Here is a 21,034-nt window from a genome sequence, read left to right on the forward strand (position 1 = left end):
CTCACAGGAGGACGACGAACGTAGGGCCCAGCGGTAACCCAGCCGGCTGTCACCGGAACCATTTCCTCAAGCTGGCTTCGGAAGCGTAGCCGCTACCTGGCCGAGTTGCTTGCGCGAATGTACGATAACGACGGCGTGCACCGTCCGATAACGTAAGATAGTCCACGGACGGCCGGTTCGACGGACGGCCGGCTGGTCAGCCACGGATCAGCAACGCGATCGCCACGGTCGCACCGAGCGTGATGACCACGCCACGTAGAACGTTCGGTCGTAGCCGGCGGGCCACCCGGGCACCGATCGTCCCACCGAGCAGGGATGCGACCACGAGGATGCCGGCGAACCCCCACGAGGCCTTCGCGGTGACCAGGAAGACCGCCACTCCCACCGCGTTGGCCCCGAACGCGAGCAGCGTCTTCAGCGCGTTGGTGCGCTGCAGGTCGTCGGTGAGCAGAATGCCCAGCACCCCAAGGAGCAGCACCCCGAGCCCCGCGCCGAAATACGATCCGTAGGCTCCCGCGACGAAGATCCCGAGCCGAGTCGGCCAGGTCACCCGGTCGGAGGCGAGCGAACCGGAGGCGGGCGACAGCAATGCGGCCGCGGGCGAACCGGATGGCCCGGATGGCGCCGACTCCGGCGGCCCGCCACCCGCCGCCGTGCTGGCTCTCCGGCGTGCCACCACGGCCGCGAGCCGGGACTGAGCCGCCAGAAGCAGACAGGAGACCAGCACCAGGTACGGAACCAGCGCCCGGAAGCTGTCGGAGGGCGTGGCCAGCAGCACAACGGCGCCGGCCAGACCGCCGAGCAGAGCCGGCGGTCCCAGGGCACGCAGCCGGACGGCCTGCCCGGCAAGCTCGCGGCGGTAGCCCAGCGCCCCACCGGCGTACCCGGTGACCAGCCCCACCGATGAGGTGATGTTGGCGGTCAGCGCCGGCAGACCGGTGGCGAGCAGCGCCGGGAAGGCGATCAGGGTCCCGCCGCCCGCGATCGTGTTCACCGCGCCCGCGAGCAGACCCGCCCCGCCCGCGAGCAGGGCATCGGCTGGTCCCACGTGTCCTCTATGCCGATGGAAGGAAGGGTGACGGGGTGACGGGGTGACGGGTTCGGCGCAGTGCGGCCGGTCCGGCTCAGAGGTCGAACTCCTCCGGGTTGATGCCGACCGCGAAGCACGCCTCCCGCACGACGGCCTGCTCCGTCTTGTCGAAGTTGCCATCGGCCCCGCCGATGACGATCCCGATCTGGAYGACCGCCCTGGCCTCCGCCGGCTTCTTCTTCGTCTTCCCGATCTCCTGGAGGATGGAGACCTTGCCGAACTCGAAATCGGCCTGCAGCTTGCCGACATAGTCGTTGAAGCGACGCTGGAGATCATCCGCGGGAAAGTTGTTGAGCACGTCGTTGGAGATGATCAGTGCGGCGACCCGCTGCCGCTCGGCCGGGTCGATGGTCCCGTCCGCCRCGGCGACCAATGCGCACATCGCCATGCTGGCATCGCGGAAGGCACCGCTCTTCAGGTCGTTTTTCTTGGCGTTCAGCTGGCCCTGCATCGTCTGGGCGGACTGACGCAGCTGGTTCCAGATCGGCACCTGGGCTCCCTCGCACGGTGACGTATCACTAGATGGTTCCTCGCAGGTCAACGCATGACCGCCCGGACATGCTCCCACCGGCTGGCCGAGGGTCAGGAACCGGCACCGCCGCGAACGCGGTTGAGCCGGTCCACCGCCGCCTGCGCGTCACCGATCGTGGCGAAGTCGACCGCGACGAACGTCGGGATCCGCCCGCGCTCCTGGCGACAACGCTGTGCCCGGGTAAACACGGTCTCGGCGGCGTTCGCGCCGAGGGCGGCACGGCGGCTGGGCGCGGCGGCGGTGAGCCAGTGGTTCATCAGGAGCAGCGAGGCACCGTCCACGCCCCGGTTGCGGGCGCAGGTTCGCAGATCCTCGGGTTTCTTCGCATCGAACGGAGTGTCCTCGGCATAYCGGTAGAAGCTGCGCAGGAACGTGCCCGGCAGGTCCTGCCGCTCGGTGAAGACCACCAGGCGTCGGCCCGAGGCGACCATCTCGCGCAGGGTCGGCCATCGGCCATGCGGATCCTCCGGCGGCGTCGTCACCATCCCCGCGAGGCCCGCGGCCGCCACGCCGCCGGCGATCTCGCTCGCCGGCACCTCATTATCCTGGATGATCAGCGTCACGACCTCGGTGGGATTACGGTTCATCCAGTCCCGGACCCGAGTCAGCTCCGCCACGAAGTCGAGGGAGCCGAGCTGGCACAGGTCATGGCACAGCCAGGTGCCGGGGCGTTCCGACCGGGCGCCTCGCGTCAGCGGGGCGAGCGCGTCGCGGGTCGCGGGCGGCAGGGTCTGCAGATAGGCGTCGACCTGGGTCGGCGATGTCCAGTGGTGCACGTCGAGCAGCAGGGCGCGCACCCCCAGGTCGAGCTGGTGCGTGATCGCCGGGTCCTGGGCAGGCCCGAGAAACCGGTCCTCGCTGGTGGCCATCGCGTTGTGGGTGGCCAGGTAGCTCACCTGGTCATAGCGCCGGTCGCACAGCGCCTGCTGGCTGTTGCAGAGCTTGCGGGCCTCGGCGGCGGCGCCCGGGAAGGCCGTCCAGGTCACGATGATCATCAGGGGCGCCGCGAGGGCGAACGCCGTGGCGACCCGGCGCCGCCGGCCGGTCCGGTTCCACCGGGCGGACACCGCGACGAGCCGCGACAATCCGTAGCCGACCAGGCCGGCCACCAGCGTCCAGGCCACGATCCGCAGGAAGTCGCTCTCGAGCGTGCCGTAGGCGCGCGAGGAGAAGTCGACCAGCACTGCGCCGGCTCCCGGCGGCAGGGGCGACGACGACCTGTCCAGCGAGGTCAGCGGATTCGGCAGCGCGATGCGCAGGACGACGCCGAGCAGCCCCGCACCAACGCCGGCGAGGACCACCGCACCGGTCGCGGCCCGGACCCGGGACACCCCCCGCCGCCCGGCCAGCACGACGATGCTGACCATGGCCGCCGTCATGATCAGGGCGAGCAGGAGGGAGACCCACACCAGGGTCGCGGCGACGTCGTGCAGCCGGTCGATCGCGACGATCATCGGCCGGTCACGCAGATCCGACAGACGGACCCCGAGATCGAGGGTGGATCCGTGGAGATACACCTGGAGCCGGCCGATGGCCGTCTCGTCGCCCCGGAAGACCTCCGGACCGACCAGCGCCAGCGCTCCGGCGATGTTGCCCGACCTCAGCAGGGCGCGCAGCGGAGCCTCGATGCGCGCCCGGGTGTCGGCGTCCACCCGGTCCAGCACCACGGGCAGGACGCGGTCGGTGTCCTGCGGGGAGAGCTCGATCGTGGGCAGGGACTTCGGCGGGCGCCCGGCGGCGATGTCGTCGAGCGCGGTGACGACACCGTGGGTGAACTCCTGCACGGTGGTGACCTGGTAGCTGGTGCCGGCGCCCAGTTCACCGGCGACGTACCGGTTGGCCAGGCCCGAGATGTTGTCGAAGATCGGCCGGAGATCGACGGCGAGTTCGACGTCGTCCGTGTCGGCCCGCAGGTAGGCGACGATCCGGTTGATCTGCTCGTCGGTCATCGCCTGGATCGTCGACGGGGGCAGCACCGTGCGCAGGTTCGCGGTGACGAGGGAGCTGTCGATCGGGAGGCCGGCCAGCAACGTGTCGACCGCGGGATCGGGCAGTACCTGGGTGTAGACGCGGTCGAAGGCGTCGGCCCGGTTCAGCGACTGCGAATAGAAGGCCGGGTTCAGCACGGTCCGCCACGCGGTGATGACGACGACCAGCGGCAGCCAGCAGAGCACGACGAGGGCGACGAGGGCGACGTGCGCGAGGCGCCCCCGCTCCCCTCCTCGGCGACCCATGGCCTACCGACAGACAGGCAGACCCGGATGGGCCCGCAGACCCGGATGGGCGACGTCCGCCAGCATCTCCTCGATGCGGGCCGCAACCTCGTCCGGGCTGCCGGAACCGTCCACCGTGCGCAGTAGGCCACCCYGCTGGTAGTAGCGGCGCAGTGGTGCGGTCTCCTGCTCGAAGACCTTCAACCGGCGACGGGCGGTGTCCTCCGCGTCGTCAACCCGGTCCTCGGTGCGGGACCGGCGCCGGATGCGGTCGAGCACCTCGTCGACGTCGACGTCGAGGTCGACGACCGCGTCGAGCGGGCCGCGGGTCGCCACGAGCATCCGGTCCAACGCCTCGGCCTGGGGGTAGGTCCGGGGGAACCCGTCGAACAGGAACCCCACCGCACAGTCGACGCCGCTCTCGAGCCGGTCGGCGACGATGTCGAGCACGATCTCGTCGGGGACCARCTCGCCCGCGCGGACGTAGCGCTCCGCGCGACGGCCCAGCGGCGTACCCGCGGCAATCTGCCGGTCGAACAGCCGGCCGGTCGAGATCGAGGGGATGCCGTGCCGGGCGCTGATGCGAGCGCCCTGGGTTCCCTTGCCGGAGCCAGGTGGACCGAGCAGCACGAGCCTCATGGCACTGAACGGTACCGCCGCAGGTCACCAGGCGGGTCGGCGAGTCCGGTCAATCGCCGCGGATCCGGCATGGAGCAAGGCAGATCACATGAATCTTCGGCCGAAAAGTGCTCCGATGTTCCGGCCGCACGCCGGGGCTGGCCGGCTCCCGGTCAGCGACGCGTCGGCGTGATGGGCTCGGGCAGGTCCGTCCTGCCCATCAGCCAGCGGTCAGTGGCGGCGGCCGCGGCACGTCCCTCGGCGATCGCCCAGACGATCAGCGACTGCCCGCGTCCCATGTCCCCGGCGACGAACACGCCGGGGACCGAGGAGGCCCACCCGGCGTCGCGCGCCACGTTGCCGCGCGCGTCCAGCTCCACCCCGAGATCGGTCAGCAGGCCGGACCGTTCCGGACCGGTGAACCCCATGGCGAGCAGCACCAGCTGGCAGGGCAGCTCGGTGTCGGTACCCTCGACCTTCTCGAACTTCCCGCCGACGAGGCGCACCTCGTGCATGCGCAGCGCCCGCACGTTGCCGTCCTCGTCACCGAGGAAGCGCTCGGTGGAGACGGCGAAGACCCGCTCGCCGCCCTCCTCGTGCGCGCTGGAGACCCGGTAGATGATCGGGTACGACGGCCACGGGTTGGCCGGGGCCCGCAGCTCCGGCGGCCGGGGCATGATCTCGAGCTGGTGCACGGAGAGCGCGCCCTGGCGGTGGGAGGTGCCCAGGCAGTCCGCGCCCGTGTCACCGCCGCCGATGATGACCACGTTCTTGCCCTTGGCGGAGATGGGCGACTCGGGCAGGTCCCCCTGCGCGACCCGGTTCGCGGGCACCAGGAACTCCATCGCCAGCTGGACGCCACCCAGCTGGCGGCCGGGAACGGGCAGGTCCCGGCCGACCGTCGATCCGCCGGCGAGGACCACCGCGTCGTGGGAGGAACGCAGCTCGTCCGCGGAGATGTCGAGGCCGACGTTGCAGGACGTGACGAACGACGTGCCCTCGGCCGCCATCTGCGCGAGCCGGCGGTCCAAGACCCGCTTCTCCATCTTGAACTCGGGGATGCCGTAGCGGAGCAGGCCGCCGATCCGGTCGGCCCGTTCGTAGACCACGACCTCGTGGCCGGCCCGGGTGAGCTGCTGGGCGGCGGCGAGACCGGCCGGGCCGGAGCCCACGACCGCCACCCGCTTGCCGGTACGCAGCGACGGCGGAACCGGGACCACGGTGCCGTCGGCCCAGGCGCGGTCGATGATGCTGACCTCGATCTGCTTGATGGTCACCGGATCGTCGCCGATGCCGAGCACGCAGRCCGCCTCGCACGGCGCCGGGCACAGCCGCCCGGTGAACTCGGGGAAGTTGTTCGTCGCATGCAGCCGCTCGATGGCGTCCACCCAGTCGCCGCGCCGGGTCAGGTCGTTCCATTCCGGAATGATGTTCCCGAGCGGACAGCCCTCGTGACAGAACGGGATGCCGCAGTCCATGCACCGGCTGGCCTGCGTGCGCAGATGCTCCTCGGGGAACGACTCGTACACCTCGCGCCAGTCGGTGATCCTGACGTCCACGGGACGGCGCTTCGGCAGCTCCCTGCGGTGCTTGAGGAAGCCGGTCGGGTCAGCCATGCCGCTCCTGTCGGGTCCGTGCGATCGCGATGATGGTCGGGTCGTGCTTGGCGGCCCGGTCAGCCACGAGCCGCCGCCATGATGACCTCGTCGGCGACGAGCCCCTGCTCCTGCGCCTGCCGGATGGCGGTCAGCACCCGCTTGTAGTCCCGTGGCATCACCTTACGGAACGACCCGCGCACGGTGTCCCAGTCGGTGTAAAGCCGGGCGGCCACCGTCGAACCGGTCTCCCGGCGGTGCCGGACGAGCAGGTCCCGCACGATCGTCTCGTCGGCGTCGTCCAGCGCCTCGACGTCCACCATCTCGGTGTTGATCCGCGCCTCGACCGGGTCGTACAGGTAGGCCACGCCGCCGCTCATGCCCGCGGCGAAGTTGCGCCCGATGGCCCCGAGCACCAGCACGGTGCCGCCGGTCATGTACTCGCAGCCGTGGTCGCCGACCCCCTCGACCACCGCGGTCGCCCCGGAGTTGCGCACGCAGAACCGCTCGCCGACGATTCCGCGGAAGAACGCCTCGCCGCCCGTCGCCCCGTAGAGCAGGACGTTACCGGCGACGATGTTCTCCTCGGCCCGCAGCGGGGACTCCTTCGGCGGGAAGACGAAGATCTTGCCGCCGGACAGGCCCTTGCCGGCGTAGTCATTCGCGTCGCCCTCGAGGGTCAGTGTCATGCCGCGGGGCGCGAAGGCGCCGAAGCTCTGCCCCGCGGAGCCGGTGAACCGCAGCTGGATCGTGTCGTCGGGCAGCCCCGCCGCGCCGAAGCGCTTCGTCACCTCGTAGCCGAGYATGGTGCCCACGGTCCGGTTGACGTTGCGGATCGGCATCTCCAGCCAGACCGGCCGGCCGTCGTCGAGCGCTCCCTCGCACAGCTGGATCAGCGAGTTGTCCAGCGCCTTGTCCAACCCGTGGTCCTGGCTGGACGTGCAGTTCAGCGAGCCGCCGAAGGGCCGCTCCGGGGTGTGCAGCAACGGGGTGATGTCGAGGCCGGAGGCCTTCCAGTGGTCGACGGCGGCGCGGGCGTCGAGCAGGTCGACCCGGCCGACCGCCTCCTGCAGGCTGCGGAAGCCCAGCGCGGCGAGGTAGGTGCGCACCTCCTCGGCGATGAAGGTGAAGAAGGCCTCGACGAACTCGGGCCTGCCGGTGAACCGCCTGCGCAGTTCCGGGTTCTGGGTCGCCACACCGACCGGACAGGTGTCGAGATGGCAGACGCGCATCATCACGCAGCCGGCAACCACCAGCGGGGCGGTGGCGAAACCGAACTCCTCGGCCCCCAGCAGCGCCCCGACGATGACGTCGCGGCCGGTCTTCAGCTGCCCGTCGACCTGCACGACGATGYGGTCGCGCAGGCCGTTGAGCAGCAGCGTCTGCTGGGTCTCGGCCAGCCCCAGCTCCCAGGGGGCACCCGCGTGCTTCAGCGAGGTCAGCGGCGAGGCGCCCGTCCCGCCGTCGTGCCCGGAGATCAGCACCACATCGGCGTGCGCCTTGGAGACCCCGGCGGCGACCGTGCCGACGCCGACCTCGGCGACCAGCTTGACGTGCACCCGGGCCTTGGGATTGGCGTTCTTCAGGTCGTGGATGAGCTGGGCGAGGTCCTCGATCGAGTAGATGTCATGGTGCGGCGGCGGGGAGATGAGCCCGACACCGGGCGTCGAGTGCCGCGTCTTCGCGATCCACGGGTAGACCTTGTGGCCAGGAAGCTGCCCCCCCTCCCCGGGCTTCGCCCCCTGGGCCATCTTGATCTGGATGTCGTCGGCGTTGGCGAGGTACTCGCTGGTCACCCCGAACCGGCCGCTGGCGACCTGCTTGACCGCGGAGCGGCGCAGGTCCCCGTTCGCGTCCGGCGTGAACCGCTCCGCGTCCTCGCCGCCCTCGCCGGTGTTCGACTTCCCGCCGAGCCGGTTCATGGCGATAGCCAGCGTCTCGTGCGCCTCGGCGCTGATCGAGCCGTAGGACATGGCACCGGTCGCGAACCGCTTGACGATCTCCGAGGCCGGCTCGACCTCCTCGATCGGCACCGGCGTGCGCACCCCGGTACGCAGCTCGAACAGACCCCGCAGCGTCGCGTTCTCCCGGGACAGACCGTCGACCCGGGCGGTGTACTTCTGGAAGGTCTCGTACTGCCGGGTGCGGGTGGCGTGCTGGAGCAGGAAGACGGTCTCCGGGTTGAACAGGTGCAGCTCACCCTCGCGGCGCCACTGGTACTCGCCGCCGACCTCCAGCGTGCGGTGCGCGTGCTCGGAGGCGATCGGCGGGTAGGCCCGCCGGTGCCGCGCTGCCACCTCCGCCGCGATGAYGTCGAGTCCGATGCCGTCGAGGCGCGACGGGGTACCCGCGAAATAGGCGTCGATCAGTTCCTGGGACAGCCCGATCGCCTCGAAGACCTGGGCACCGGTGTAGCTCGCCACCGTCGAGATGCCCATCTTGGACATCACCTTCAGCACGCCCTTGYCGAGCGCCTTGATCATGTTCTTCTCGGCCTGCTCCCGGGACACCCCGACGATCTCGCCCTCGGCGATGAGGCTGTCGATCGACTCGAATGCCAGGTACGGGTTGACCGCCGCGGCGCCGTAGCCGGTGAGCAGCGCGATGTGGTGCACCTCACGGGCGTCGCCGCACTCGACGATGAGGCCGACCTTCGTCCTGGTCCGCTCCCGGATCAGGTGGTGGTGCACGGCGGCGGTCAGCAGCAGCGACGGGATCGGGGCCTTGCGCGTGTCGGAGTCCCGGTCGGAGAGCACGACGATGCGGGCACCGTCGGCGATGGCCTCGCTGACCCCGGCGCAGATTTCCGCCAGCCGGGCGGCGAGCGCCGCGCCGCCCCCGTCGACGTCATACAGGCCACGGACCGTCACCGAGGCGAAGCCGGGCATGTCACCGTCGTCGTTGATGCCGATGATCTTCGAAAGCTGGCTGCTGCTGATCACCGGATAGGGCAGGTGCACCATCCGGCAGGACGCCGGGGATGGCGCGAGCAGGTTGCCCTCCGGGCCGAGCACCCGGCCCAGGCTCGTCACCAACTCCTCGCGGATCGCGTCCAGCGGCGGGTTGGTGACCTGCGCGAACAACTGGGTGAAGTAGTCGAACAGCAGCCGGGGACGGCTGGAGAGCACCGCCACCGGCGTGTCGGTGCCCATCGAGCCGATCGGCTCCGCGCCCGTGCGCGCCATCGGCGCGACGAGCACGCGCAGCTCCTCCAGCGTGTAGCCGAACACCTGCTGGCGACGCAGCACCGAGGAGTGCCCGTAGAGGAGCTGCTCCCGCTCGGGCAGGTCGTCCAGCTCGATCAGACCGGCGTGCAACCACTCCGCGTACGGCGCCGCGTTCGCGAGCTCGGACTTGATCTCCTCGTCGCTGACGATGCGCCCCTCGGCGGTATCCACCAGGAACATCCGCCCCGGCTGGAGCCGGCCTTTCTGCACCACCTTGTGCGGCGGGATGTCGAGCACGCCCACCTCGGAGGCCATCACGACCAGGCCGTCGTCGGTGACCCAGTACCGCGAGGGCCGCAGCCCGTTACGGTCGAGCACCGCCCCGATGACCGTCCCGTCGGTGAACGCGATGGAGGCCGGGCCGTCCCACGGCTCCATCAGCGTGGAGTGGAACTGGTAGAAGGCGCGCAGCGCCGGGTCCATCTCGGTGTGGTTCTCCCACGCCTCGGGGATCATCATCAGCACCGCGTGCGGCAGGCTGCGACCGCCCAGGTACAGCAGTTCCAGGACCTCGTCGAAGCTCGCCGAGTCGCTCGCCCCGTCCGCGCAGACGGGGAACAGCCGGGAGAGGTCACCGGGGATCAGGTCGCTGGCGAGCAGCGCCTCGCGGGCCCGCATCCAGTTCCGGTTCCCGCGGACAGTGTTGATCTCCCCGTTGTGGGCGACGAACCGGTACGGGTGCGCCAGCGGCCAGCTCGGGAAGGTGTTCGTGGAGAACCGGCTGTGCACCAGCGCGATGGCACTGGTGAACCGGGGGTCGTCGAGGTCGGGAAAGTAGGCCGAGAGCTGGTGGGTGGTGAGCATCCCCTTGTAGACCAGGGTCCGCGACGACAGCGACGCCAGGTAGACGCCGGTCTCCCGGCGGATCCGCTTGCGGGCGCAGAACGCCCGACGTTCGAGGTCGGCCTGGTCGAACCCGTTCCCCGCGCCGCCCTCAACCGGACCGGCGGCGGGCAGACTGCCGGGCAATGCGAGGAACAGCTGCCGCATCCGCGGCTCAACCTCGTGGGCCGCGTGCCCGACGATGTGGCTGACGACCGGCACCTCACGCCAGCCGAGGACCCGCAGCCCCTCCTGGCGGACGATGCGGCTGATGGTGCGCACGGCTTCGTCCCGCTCCCCCGAGACCTGCGGCAGGAAGGCGATCCCGACGGCGTAACGCCCCGGGGCGGGCAGCGTGAAGTCGACGACGTCACGCAGGAACAGGTCGGGGACCTGCACCAGGATGCCGGCTCCGTCGCCGGTGTCCGGGTCGCTGCCCGAGGCACCCCGGTGGTCGAGGTTACGCAGCACGGTCAGGCCCTGCTCGACCAGCTCGTGACTGCGCCTGCCGTGTACATCGACGACGAAGCCGACGCCACAGGCATCGTGTTCGAAGGTGGGGTCGTAAAGACCTTGCGCACTCGGCATCCGGCGAAGTCCTGTCCATCTTCAGGGGYTGAAGGGGGTGCGGACAACGCTGTCCGAGTGGTGTGACGGCACGGCGACGCTGGCCCGGCGCCCCGTGTCTCTACCGAGTGTGCCACGCGGCCCGCTCATGCGCCGCGATCAAATATGTCCAGGAGATCACCGCCAGATGACGTCATACCTCCCCGCCCGGCCTCGGTCACTACAAGTAGGGGAAGGTCGACGGTCCAGCCGACGCCCGGGGCCCCGCCGGAGACGGCGTCTCCGGCGTCTCCGGCGTCTCATCAGGGCAGCTGCGGCTCCTCCGGCGGAACGGCCGACGTGTGCCCACCGCTCGCCGGCAATCTCGTCGCCAGGCCGCGGCTCTGCTGCGAACCAGCCGGTACGCCGGTGGTGGCAGTGGTGGCAGTGGTGGCAGTGGTGGCGGTAGTGGCGGTGGTGGCGGTGGTGGCGGTAGTGGCAGTGGTGGCGGTCGACCCGGAGGCATCGGGCACCGCGGCGGCGGGCACCGACCCGGCGGAACCAGGATCGGCCGGATCGGGACCGCCCAGATCAGGATCGACCGAATCGGGACCGACCGAATCGAGAGCGGCCGAATCGGGACCGGCCGAATCGGGAGCGGCCGCCCGCTGGTCGGCGGTACCGGCGGTCGTCACCGTGGACCGCGCCGCGGGCCGGGAACGGGCGATTCCGAGGGCCTCCTGCTCCTCCCTGGACAGATTCGGATCCACGGGACTGCGGGTGACCGCCAGCGCCAGCAACGCCCCCAGACAGACGACGATCGAGGTCCAGATGTTGACCCGCAGCCCGAGGATCTGGTTCGCCGTGTCGATGCGCAGCATCTCGATCCACAACCGGCCGAACGTGTAGAGCGCGACGTAGAGGCAGAACAGCTTGCCGCGGCCGAGCCGGTGCCGCCGATCGACGACCAACAGGATCCCGGCCACCACCAGGTTCCACAGGCACTCGTAGAGGAAGGTCGGCTGATAGGTGGACACGCCGGGGATGATCTGGTGCTTCTCGTCGATGCGCACCGCCCAGGGCAGGGTGCTCGCCTTGCCGTACAGCTCCTGGTTGAACCAGTTGCCCCAGCGTCCGATCGCCTGGGCCAGGATGATGCCCGGCGCCGCGGCGTCGCCGAACAGGGCGAGGCTGATGCCGTAGCGCCGGGTCGCCAGCCACGCGCCGAAGGCCCCGCCCGCGATGGCGCCCCAGATACCCAGCCCGCCGTTCCAGATCTTGATGACGTCCAGCACGTTGCCGTCCCGGCCGAAATAGGCGGCCGGAGTGCTGACCACGTGGTAGACGCGGGCGCCGACGATGCCGAACGGGACGGCCCAGTAGGCGACCTCGCTGGCCACCATGGGATCCATGCCGCGAGCGCGCAGCCTTCTTCCCRTCACGAATACGGCGACGAAGACGCCAATAATGATCATCAGGGCGTAGGCACGCAGCGGCACCGGCCCGAGATGCACCACGCCACGCGATGGGCTAGGAATAGCGGCGAGAACCACGGTCGCCAGGCTATCCCGTGGACCCGTCCATCACGCGCGGGGTGCCCCGGCCACGTGTCGCACAGTCACGTGTCGCACAGTCACGTGTCTCGCTCGGTGCGCGGCGGGGTGATATATGCGGCGCTCGATGTGGGCAATACTCGATGTGGGCAATACTCGATGTGGGCGACAGATGTGACGGCCGGGTCGGGGCGGCCGGGAGTTCACGCCGGAACGGGAGCGCRCACCCCTCCGGCGAGTTCCGCGGCGAGCCGACGGATTCCGGCGAGGCCCGCTGAGGCGCCGGCTCCGGAACGTTCCGCCTCAAGCAGGACCTTCACCAGCGCGGAGCCGACGATCACACCGTCGGCGAAGCCCGCGACCTCGGCGGCCTGCGCCGCGGTGCTCACTCCGAGCCCCACCGCCACCGGGAGCTCGGTGGCGGCCCGCACCCGGGCGACCAGATCGGCCGCCCGCTCGCCGACCGCCGCCCGGGTCCCGGTGACACCCATCAGCGAGGCGGCATAGACGAAGCCGCGCGCGACGCCGGCGACCAGCCGGAGACGGGTGTCCGAGGAGCTGGGAGCGACGAGGAACACCGGGGCCAGGCCGTGCGCGGCGCACGCGTCGAGCCAGGGCCCGGCCTCCTCGGGCGGCAGGTCCGGAGTGATTGCTCCGGCGCCCCCGGCGGCGGCCAGATCGGCCGCAAACGAGGCCGCGCCGTAGCGGTCGATCGGGTTCCAGTAGGACATGACCAGGGCCGGGGCCCCCGTCGCGGCGACGGCCTCGACGGTGCGGATCACGTCCCGCGTCGTGACCCCGCCGCGCAGGGCCGCATCCGCCGCGTCCTGGATCACCGGACCATCCATGGTGGGGTCGGAGTAGGGCAGGCCGACCTCAACAACGTCGACTCCCGCCGCCACCATGGCCCGCATGGCCTCGATCGCCCCGTCCACCGTCGGGAATCCCGCGGGCAGATAGCCGACCAGCACCGACCGCCCCTCCTCGCGGGCCGCCGCGAACACTGCGTCCAACCGACTCTGCACCGTGCGTCCGTTCCGTCGAGCCCGAGGGCCTTTATGGCCTGTCTGTCCTGCGCGTTCTGTGCGTCCTACGCGTCCCGTGCGTCCCGTCTTGGTTGCTGCCGGTCCCGAGACAGGATCCCTCAGGGTCCCTCAGACCGGTCGCGCCGGACCGCCGACGGGGCCCCCGCCGGCATCGGCCTCGTCGAGGAGGTCGAACCAGCGGGCGGCGGTGTCGACGTCCTTGTCCCCCCGACCGGAGCAGTTGACGACGACAGTCGTGCCCGGACCGAGCTTCCGGGCGACGTCGAGGGCACCCGCGAAGGCGTGCGCGCTCTCGATCGCGACCAGGATGCCCTCGGTACGGGCCACCAGCGCGAGCGCCTCCATCGCGGCGGTGTCGTCCACGACCCGATAGCTCGCCCGACCGGTCTCGTGCAGCAGGGCATGCTCGGGGCCGATGCCAGGGTAGTCCAGACCCGCCGAGATCGAGTGGGAGACCTGGGTCTGCCCGAACTCGTCCTGCAGCAGGAACGTCCGCATGCCGTGCAGCACGCCCGCGGAACCGCCGGCGATCGCCGCGGCGTGCCGACCGGTGGCGACCMCGTCCCCCCCGGCCTCGCAGCCGATCAGCGCGACCTCGACGTCGGGGATGAACGGGTGGAAGATGCCCATCGCGTTCGAGCCGCCACCGACGCAGGCGACGACGGCGTCGGGCAGTCGGCCGACACGATCGAGCACCTGGGCGCGCGCCTCGACCCCGATGATCCGCTGGAAGTCGCGGACCAGCATCGGGAACGGATGCGGGCCCATCACCGACCCGATGCAGTAATGGGTCGTGTCAACGGTGGCCACCCAGTCGCGCATGGCCTCGTTGATGGCGTCCTTCAAGGTTCGGCTGCCGGAGGTGACCGCAACGACCTCGGCGCCGAGCAGGCGCATCCGGGCGACGTTTAGGGCCTGCCGGCKGGTGTCCTCCTCGCCCATGTAGACGACGCAGTCCAGGCCGAGCAGGGCGCAGGCGGTGGCCGTGGCAACACCGTGCTGACCGGCTCCGGTCTCGGCGATAACCCGGGTCTTGCCCATCCGCCGGGTCAGCAGGCACTGCCCGAGGACATTATTGATCTTGTGGGAACCGGTGTGCGCAAGATCCTCACGCTTGAGCAGGATGCGGGCACCGCCAACGTGCGCGGTGAGCCGGTGGGCGTCGGTGAGCGGAGTGGGCCGGCCCGCGTAGCTCGCCAGCAGCCCGTCCAGTTCCGCGGTGAAGCCGGGATCCACCCTGGYCGCCGCGTAGGCTGCGGTGAGCTCGTCCAGCGCCGCCATGAGGGCCTCGGGGACGAAACGACCACCGAAACGCCCGAAGTGCCCCGAAGAGTCGGGGAACRCCTGCCAGCTCGACGTGTCCGGACGGACCGGACCGGAGCCCGACGGCGTCCCGGTTCCGGCGGCCGCGGGGCGAACTGACTCGGCAGCGGTTCGGGTGGTCACGGTGCGACTGTATAGGGCCGAGCCCCGGATACCGGGGCACGGGCGCCGGCGGCCTCAGCGCCCGACCCGGGCCGCCGGATGCGCGCCGGCCGCCACCAGATCGGCGACCGTCTGACGAGGATCGCCGGTGACGGCTGCCTCGCCGACCAGTACCACGTCCGCCCCCGCAGCGGCGTAGGCGAGCAGATCGTGYGGCCCCCGGATGCCGGACTCGGCGACCGCGAGCACTTCCGGGGGCACCATCGGCGCGAGCCGGGCGAAGGTGCTCCGATCGATCTTCAGCGTGTGCAGGTCGCGGGCGTTCACCCCGACCAGTTGGGCGCCGGCGTCCAGCGCCCGCACCATCTCCGCCTCGTCATGCACCTCGACCAGCGCCGTCATGCCCAGGGACTCGATCCGCTCGCGCAGGCCGACGAGCCGCGGCTGGTCCAGCGCCGCGACGATGAGCAGGACGATGTCCGCCCCGTGCGCCCGGGCCTCGAAGACCTGGTAGGGCGACACGATGAAGTCCTTGCGCAGCAGCGGGACGTCCACCGCGCGACGCACGGCGTCGAGGTCGGCCAGGGAGCCGCTGAAGCGCCGTTGCTCGGTCAGGACACTCACCGCGGCGGCGCCCGCCGCCTCGTACTCGGTGGCGAGGGCAGCGGGGTCGGTGATGGTCGCCAGCTCCCCCTTCGAGGGGGAACGGCGCTTCACCTCGGCAATCACCGAGACCCGGGAGTCCCGGAAGACGGCAAGCGCGTCCTTCGGGTCGGGAACGCGTTCCACCCGCCGCTTGAGATCTGCCAGAGAGGTCTGTTGCTCGCGGGCGGCAAGATCGATCCCGACCCCGTCGAGGATCTCGGTGAGAACGCTCATCGCCCCGCGCTCGCGACTGTCGCGGTCATGCCGCCGATGGTAGGCCAGGCAGGCACGGTGTGCCCGGCCCCCCCACATGCGGCTACGATCCACGACTCCACATAGTTGACTTTCCCGTGAGGAATCGGGTAGCGGCCCGAACGCACCCATCTTCACGKACGCTGCACTGTCAGCCACTTCGGATCCGCCTGCACCGATCAGCTACGGTCCGCAATCGATCTTGCGTCGTGAGCCCGTTGACAGAGTAACGCGACGAGGCCGGTGAACCACCGTGTGCAGAGGCACCACCGGGTTACCACCTCGATYGTCGGGCGACGACATCACGAGATCCGGGCGGCCGCACGACAGGTTCTCGGGATCGGCGGCCGCAACGCGCCGCGCACACTCGGGACCGCCGCGCCTTCGCCGACCGGAAACACGCATGGCACGCCGCACATGTCCTCGGGCGGACCCGAACCCTCGGGCGGACCCGGGCAGCGCCCCAGGGACGGCGTGGCGGGCTGGCGTCGATCGTCGGCGCCCCCTATACTCGAACATGAGTTCGACACCGAGGAGAGTTCCGATGGACAGCCGCCCCCTCTCGTCCCCCCTCTCGTCCCCCCTCGGCGCCGCCCGGGTGCCCGCGGCGCGCGACGCCCCGGGCGCGCACCGGCGGCCCCGCCTCGAGCCCGAGCTCGCCGAGCAGCTCGACGAGCTGTCCCGCTGCCTGATCCGGATGGACGCCGTCATGATGATGCTCGAAGCCGACCTGGACCGCCGGGCGCTGGCTCTCACGGAGCTGGTCGACCCGTTTCCCGACCTCCCACCCGCGGACCTGGCGCCCGCCGACCCGCTGGCCGACCCGCTGGCCGGTGGYGCTCCCGGTTCCGGCTGGCCGGCCCGCCAAGCCGGGCGTCGCGGAGACGCCAGGTGATCAGGTCGGGTCGTGGCCCCGCTCGATCGCGTCCCAGGCGTCGGCCRGAGTGGCATCGCGGGCCTGGTAGCGGCCGGACATTGCGGGCCATGACCGGCCGCGCAGGACGACGAGGGCGCCGACGAGGATGAGCAGCAGCCCGCCCGCAAACGACAGCCAGGGAGCGATCGTCTGGCTGACGTCATCGATCCGCGCCTGGCCACCGGGCACGAGCTGGCGGACCTGATCGGTCTCGCGCAGCGTCGGGAGTGGATCCCAGCCGATGCGTCCGGCCACGTAGGCGATACCGGCCCCGGCGGCCGCGGTGAGCACACCGATGACCAGCCGCCCGATGCGCCGGGTGGCCACGATCGCCACGGCCGCGGCAAGCCCGACCAGGGCGAGAGCGGTCGCCGTCGATGCGAGCGCCCCGCCGGTCCAGTGCACGGCGAGTGGCGCCGCGACGGCGCCGCMGTCCGCCCCACCGCGGGGCCCGCTCACCCGAGCGGACACCCAGGTCGCACCGCCCGACACGAGCACGACGCCGGCACCGAGCAGACATCCCAGCACCGCGAGGGTGCGTTCCCGGTGGCCGCGTCGCATCGCCTCGGCCGCGTGCACATCGCCTCCGGGACGGTGGCCCGGCGAAGGYGGCTCCGCGGTGCCGGCCCGGTCGCGCGGGGAGGATGGGCGCCCCGCGGGGGGGGACCCTGCGGCCGTCATGACGGCGGTCGCAACGACTCGGCGACCTCGACGGCGCGCAGGACGGCGGCGGCCTTCGCGYGGCTTTCCAGATCCTCGGTGTCGGGATCGGAATCCGCGACGATGCCGGCTCCGGCCTGAACGTAGGCCATACCGTCGCGCATCACTGTGGTGCGGATCGCGATCGCGGTGTCCAGATCACCGCCGAAGTCCAGGTAGCCGACCACGCCCCCGTACAGGCCCCGCCGGGTCGGCTCCAGCTCGTCGATGACCTCCATCGCCCGCACCTTGGGCGCCCCCGAGAGCGTCCCCGCCGGAAACGTCGCGGCCAGCACGTCCACGGCGCTGCGGTCCGGAGCCACCTCACCGATCACCGTGGAGACAATGTGCATGATGTGCGAGAACCGTTCGATGGCCGCGAACTCGACGACCCGGACCGAACCGGGGTTGCAGACCCGCCCGAGGTCGTTGCGGACCAGGTCGACCAGCATCACGTGCTCGGAGCGTTCCTTCGGATCCGCGAGAAGCTCCGCCGCAAGCTCGGCGTCCTGTTCGGGAGTGCCTCCCCGGGGCCGGCTGCCCGCGATGGGGTGCAGCAACGCCCGGCGGCCGGTGACCTTGACGTGCGCCTCCGGGGAGGATCCGACGACGTCGTGGTCGGCGAAACGCAGCAGGTACATATAGGGACTCGGATTCGAGGTCCGCAGCACCCGGTAGACGTCGAGCGCATCCGCGGTCGTCCGCCGTTCGAAGCGCTGCGAGACGACGATCTGGAAGCACTCRCCGGCGCGGATCTCCTCGATGGCCCGCTCGACCGCGGTCTGGAAGGCACCGGGAGGCGTGGCGGAGACGAAGTCGCCGACCCCCGCGGCGGTGCCCGCCGTGGTCGCCACGGTCGGCTCGTTCCACTTCGCGAGATCGCTGGTCATGGCCTCCAGCCGGGCCACCGCGTCGTCGTAGGCGGCGTCCAGGTCGATCCCGGCCGGKTGTGCGGCGGCGTCCGCGTCCCCACCGGTGGTGCCGGTGGCGCCTGCGTCACCGGCACCATTCCCGCGGCCGGTGAAGACGTTGGCCACCAGCAGGCAGGAACCATCCCGATGGTCCAGCACGGCGAGATCGGTGGTGAGCAGCATGCGCAACTCGGGAAGGCCGAGGTCGTCGACGGCGTGCGCGGGGAGCCGCTCGATGCGGCGCACGATGTCGTAGCCGAGATAGCCGACCAGACCACCCATGAGCGGAGGGGCCTGTGGGCTGTTCGAGGCCTGCAGAGTGCTCTCCACCGCACGCAGGATGTCGAGCGGGTCACCGTCGACCGGCACTCCGGGAGGCGGCGCACCGTCCACCCACACCGCCTGCCCGTCGCGCTCGGTCAGCGTCGCCGCGGCCCGCACACCGATGAACGAATACCGCGACCACACCCCGCCATGCTCCGCCGATTCCAGCAGGAACGTCCCGGGGCCGCCGGCGAGCTTGCGGTAGACGCCGACGGGTGTCTCCCCGTCGGCGAGCAGCCGACGGGTGACGGCGACGACCGGATGCGCCGCCGCCGCGGCCCGGAACTCCTCCCGGCCGGGGATGATCTGCCCGGTCGTCATCGGTCCGCGCCGGCCTTGCTCACGCCGGCCCTGTCCACGCCAGCGGGGTCACCGGCGGCACCGGAAACGCTGGCGGCACCGGAAACGCTGGCGGCACCGGAGAGGTCGCGGGGCCGGGCGGTATCCGCGGCCTCGACGGTCACCGTGGGCAGAAGATTGCCGTCGAAGCAGGTCCGCGTGCCCGTGTGGCAGGCCGGGCCCACCTGGTCCACCCGGACGAGGACGGTGTCCCCGTCGCAGTCGAGCGCGACCGACCGCACCCATTGCCGGTGCCCGCTGGTCTCCCCCTTGACCCAGTACTCCGCGCGGCTGCGGCTCCAGTACGTGGCCCGGCCCGTGGTGAGGGTCCGGTGCAGCGCCTCGTCGTCCATCCACCCGAGCATCAGCACCTCGCCGGTGTCGTACTGCTGGGCGACGGCGGGGAACAGGCCCGCGTCGTTGCGGCGCAGCCTACGGGCGATGGCGGGATCCAGAGCGGAAGGGCGAATGGTCACCCCACCATTCTGCTCGCGCCCGGCGCCGCAGCGGTGCCGGGCGACGGGCCGCCCGCCGCTCCCGTCCCGACCCCCGCCGCCCAGGATCGGTGCAGGCGCTGGTACACGCCGCGCATCGCGATCAGATCCCGGCGCGGACCGCGCTGGACGATCCGTCCGGCGTCCACGACGACGACGTCCTGTGCCGCCTCGGCCGTCGGCGCCCCGTCGGCGCCCCGTCGGCGGACGCGCCTGGTCAGCGCACGGGTACACCCGCGCCGCGCAGCGCCGTCTTCACCTCGCCGATGCGCAGCTGCCCGAAGTGGAACACGCTCGCCGCGAGCACCGCGTCCGCGCCCGCGTCGATCGCCGGCGCGAAGTGGGCCAGGTCGCCGGCCCCGCCGCTGGCGATCACCGGGACATCGACCTCGGCACGCACCGCGCAGATCATCTCCAGGTCGTAGCCGTCCCGTGTGCCGTCGGCATCCATCGAGTTGAGCAGGATCTCCCCGGCGCCGAGCTCGACCACCCGCGCCGTCCAGGCCACCGCGTCGATGCCGGTGCCCTTGCGGCCGCCGTGCGTCGTGACCTCGAAGCGCGGACCGTCGGGACCGGGTGGGCGCCGGGCGTCCACCGAGATGACGATGCACTGGTTACCGAACCGGTGGGCGCACTCGCGCACCAGCTCGGGCCGGGCCACCGCCGCCGTGTTGATGCCGACCTTGTCGGCCCCCGCCCGCAGCAGGCGGTTCACGTCGTCGACCGAGCGGACCCCGCCACCCACGGTCAGCGGGATGAACACCTGTTCGGCGGTCCGCCGCACGATGTCATAGGTGGTCTCCCGATCGCCGCTGGACGCGGTGATGTCGAGGAACGTCAGCTCGTCGGCACCCTCGGCGTCGTAGAGGCGCGCCATCTCGACCGGGTCGCCGGCGTCGCGCAGGTCCGTGAAGTTCACGCCCTTCACGACCCGGCCGGCGTCAACGTCGAGGCAGGGAATCACCCGGACCGCGACGCTCATCGACCCACCGCACCCGCACATCCGTTTCCGATATTCCCGATATTCCCGGCAACGGCCAGGGCCTCGGGCAGCGTGAAGGCGCCGGCGTAGAGCGCCTTGCCGATGATCGCGCCCTCCACTCCGGGCACCACGGCGATCGCGGTGAGGTCGTCGAGCGTGGCCACGCCGCCGCTGGCGACCACCGGCCGGCTGGTGGCCGCGGTCACGGAGCGCAGGAGCTCGACGTTCGGCCCGGTGAGCGTGCCGTCTCGGCGCACATCCGTCACCACGTACCGGGCGCAGCCGTCGGCGTCGAGGCGGGCGAGCACATCGAACAGCTCGCCACCGTCCCGCGTCCAGCCCCGGGCCGACAGCGTGGTCCCCCGGACGTCGAGACCGACCGCGATACGGTCACCGACCCGGTCGATGGCCCGGCGGACCCAGTCGGGATCCTCGAGCGCAGCCGTGCCGATGTTGACCCGGGCCGCGCCGGTGGCCAGCGCCGCGTCGAGCGATGCGTCGTCGCGGATGCCGCCGGAGAGCTCGACGGCCACGTCCACCGCGCGTACCACCTCGGCGATGAGCTCCCGATTCGACCCCCGGCCGAAGGCAGCGTCGAGATCGACCAGGTGGATCCACTCGGCGCCGTCGCGCTGCCAGGTCAGCGCCGCCTCCCGCGGGTCGCCGTACGAGGTCTCGGAACCGGCCTCGCCCTGGACGAGTCGGACGGCCCTGCCGTCGGCCACGTCCACGGCGGGCAGCAGAGTAAGCGTCACATCGGCCACCCTACGGTCCAGCGGGGCGCTGGAGCCGCCCTAATTACAGG

At 71.3% G+C, this 21,034-nt stretch carries 17 protein-coding genes; 1 reads left to right on the forward strand and 16 read right to left on the reverse strand.

Translation table 11 applies throughout. The annotated features are described in order from the left end of the window. Window positions 1–196: 196 nt before the first annotated feature. The 10 genes from CcI156_RS11465 to trpC all read right to left on the reverse strand — a co-directional run bounded on the left by CcI156_RS11465 (window position 197) and on the right by trpC (window position 15,546). On the reverse strand, window positions 197–1,048 hold the full coding sequence (locus tag CcI156_RS11465; protein ID WP_011437393.1) for a sulfite exporter TauE/SafE family protein: 852 nt from the start codon (window positions 1,046–1,048) through the stop codon (window positions 197–199). Window positions 1,049–1,124: 76 nt separating this feature from the next. Further along, window positions 1,125–1,580, reverse strand: a complete 456-nt coding sequence (locus CcI156_RS11470) for a tellurite resistance TerB family protein (protein WP_076805591.1) — start codon at window positions 1,578–1,580, stop codon at window positions 1,125–1,127. 92 nt (window positions 1,581–1,672) lie between these two features. Further along, window positions 1,673–3,856, reverse strand: coding sequence for a membrane protein (locus CcI156_RS11475; RefSeq protein ID WP_011437395.1), 2,184 nt, complete (start codon window positions 3,854–3,856; stop codon window positions 1,673–1,675). A 3-nt stretch (window positions 3,857–3,859) separates the two neighbouring features. Beyond that, the gene (locus CcI156_RS11480; RefSeq protein WP_076805593.1) at window positions 3,860–4,474 is read right to left on the reverse strand and encodes an adenylate kinase; all 615 of its coding nucleotides are present in this window, start codon (window positions 4,472–4,474) and stop codon (window positions 3,860–3,862) included. A gap of 152 nt (window positions 4,475–4,626) precedes the next feature. Continuing rightward, window positions 4,627–6,069 carry a glutamate synthase subunit beta gene (locus tag CcI156_RS11485; RefSeq protein ID WP_076805595.1) on the reverse strand — a complete coding sequence of 481 codons (1,443 nt, stop codon included), beginning with the start codon at window positions 6,067–6,069 and terminating at the stop codon, window positions 4,627–4,629. Window positions 6,070–6,128: 59 nt separating this feature from the next. Then, the gene (gene gltB, locus CcI156_RS11490; RefSeq protein WP_076805596.1) at window positions 6,129–10,685 is read right to left on the reverse strand and encodes a glutamate synthase large subunit; all 4,557 of its coding nucleotides are present in this window, start codon (window positions 10,683–10,685) and stop codon (window positions 6,129–6,131) included. 281 nt (window positions 10,686–10,966) lie between these two features. Further along, window positions 10,967–12,196 carry a prolipoprotein diacylglyceryl transferase gene (gene lgt, locus CcI156_RS11495; protein WP_076805598.1) on the reverse strand — a complete coding sequence of 410 codons (1,230 nt, stop codon included), beginning with the start codon at window positions 12,194–12,196 and terminating at the stop codon, window positions 10,967–10,969. Between the two features lie 203 nt (window positions 12,197–12,399). Further along, window positions 12,400–13,221 (reverse strand): tryptophan synthase subunit alpha, encoded by an 822-nt coding sequence (trpA, locus tag CcI156_RS11500; protein WP_076805600.1) that lies wholly within the window; start codon window positions 13,219–13,221, stop codon window positions 12,400–12,402. A 129-nt stretch (window positions 13,222–13,350) separates the two neighbouring features. Further along, window positions 13,351–14,688, reverse strand: a complete 1,338-nt coding sequence (gene trpB / locus CcI156_RS11505) for a tryptophan synthase subunit beta (protein WP_076805602.1) — start codon at window positions 14,686–14,688, stop codon at window positions 13,351–13,353. Window positions 14,689–14,742: 54 nt separating this feature from the next. Beyond that, window positions 14,743–15,546 (reverse strand): indole-3-glycerol phosphate synthase TrpC, encoded by an 804-nt coding sequence (gene trpC, locus CcI156_RS11510; protein WP_035732068.1) that lies wholly within the window; start codon window positions 15,544–15,546, stop codon window positions 14,743–14,745. Between the two features lie 562 nt (window positions 15,547–16,108). On the opposite strand from trpC, the gene CcI156_RS11515 reads away from it, so the two are divergent. Next, on the forward strand, window positions 16,109–16,459 hold the full coding sequence (locus CcI156_RS11515) for a hypothetical protein (protein ID WP_011437403.1): 351 nt from the start codon (window positions 16,109–16,111) through the stop codon (window positions 16,457–16,459). Here CcI156_RS11515 and CcI156_RS11520 read toward each other — a convergent pair whose 3' ends face one another. From CcI156_RS11520 to priA, 6 genes are all read right to left on the reverse strand, one after another. Next, window positions 16,460–17,059 carry a Trp biosynthesis-associated membrane protein gene (locus CcI156_RS11520; protein ID WP_076805604.1) on the reverse strand — a complete coding sequence of 200 codons (600 nt, stop codon included), beginning with the start codon at window positions 17,057–17,059 and terminating at the stop codon, window positions 16,460–16,462. Window positions 17,060–17,157: 98 nt separating this feature from the next. Next, window positions 17,158–18,735 carry an anthranilate synthase component I gene (locus tag CcI156_RS11525; RefSeq protein WP_076805606.1) on the reverse strand — a complete coding sequence of 526 codons (1,578 nt, stop codon included), beginning with the start codon at window positions 18,733–18,735 and terminating at the stop codon, window positions 17,158–17,160. Further along, window positions 18,732–19,229 (reverse strand): phosphoribosyl-AMP cyclohydrolase, encoded by a 498-nt coding sequence (hisI, locus tag CcI156_RS11530; protein WP_011437406.1) that lies wholly within the window; start codon window positions 19,227–19,229, stop codon window positions 18,732–18,734. The genes CcI156_RS11525 and hisI overlap by 4 nt, the downstream gene beginning before the upstream one ends. After that, window positions 19,226–19,396, reverse strand: a complete 171-nt coding sequence (locus CcI156_RS11535; protein WP_023840792.1) for a hypothetical protein — start codon at window positions 19,394–19,396, stop codon at window positions 19,226–19,228. The genes hisI and CcI156_RS11535 overlap by 4 nt, the downstream gene beginning before the upstream one ends. 68 nt (window positions 19,397–19,464) lie before the next feature. Continuing rightward, window positions 19,465–20,229: an imidazole glycerol phosphate synthase subunit HisF gene (gene hisF, locus CcI156_RS11540; protein ID WP_011437407.1), complete on the reverse strand. Its 765-nt coding sequence runs from the start codon at window positions 20,227–20,229 to the stop codon at window positions 19,465–19,467. Continuing rightward, window positions 20,226–20,984 carry a bifunctional 1-(5-phosphoribosyl)-5-((5-phosphoribosylamino)methylideneamino)imidazole-4-carboxamide isomerase/phosphoribosylanthranilate isomerase PriA gene (gene priA, locus CcI156_RS11545; protein ID WP_011437408.1) on the reverse strand — a complete coding sequence of 253 codons (759 nt, stop codon included), beginning with the start codon at window positions 20,982–20,984 and terminating at the stop codon, window positions 20,226–20,228. The genes hisF and priA overlap by 4 nt, the downstream gene beginning before the upstream one ends. Window positions 20,985–21,034: the final 50 nt, after the last annotated feature.

The sequence above is a fragment of the Frankia sp. CcI156 genome (genome assembly GCF_001983015.1).
Classification (GTDB): Bacteria; Actinomycetota; Actinomycetes; order Frankiales; family Frankiaceae; genus Frankia; species Frankia casuarinae.

Coding starts and splice junctions, on each gene's coding strand:
- hisF (WP_011437407.1), bottom strand. CDS start 20,229: ATGAGCGTCGCGGTCCGGGTGATTCCCTGCCTCGACGTTGACGCCGGC.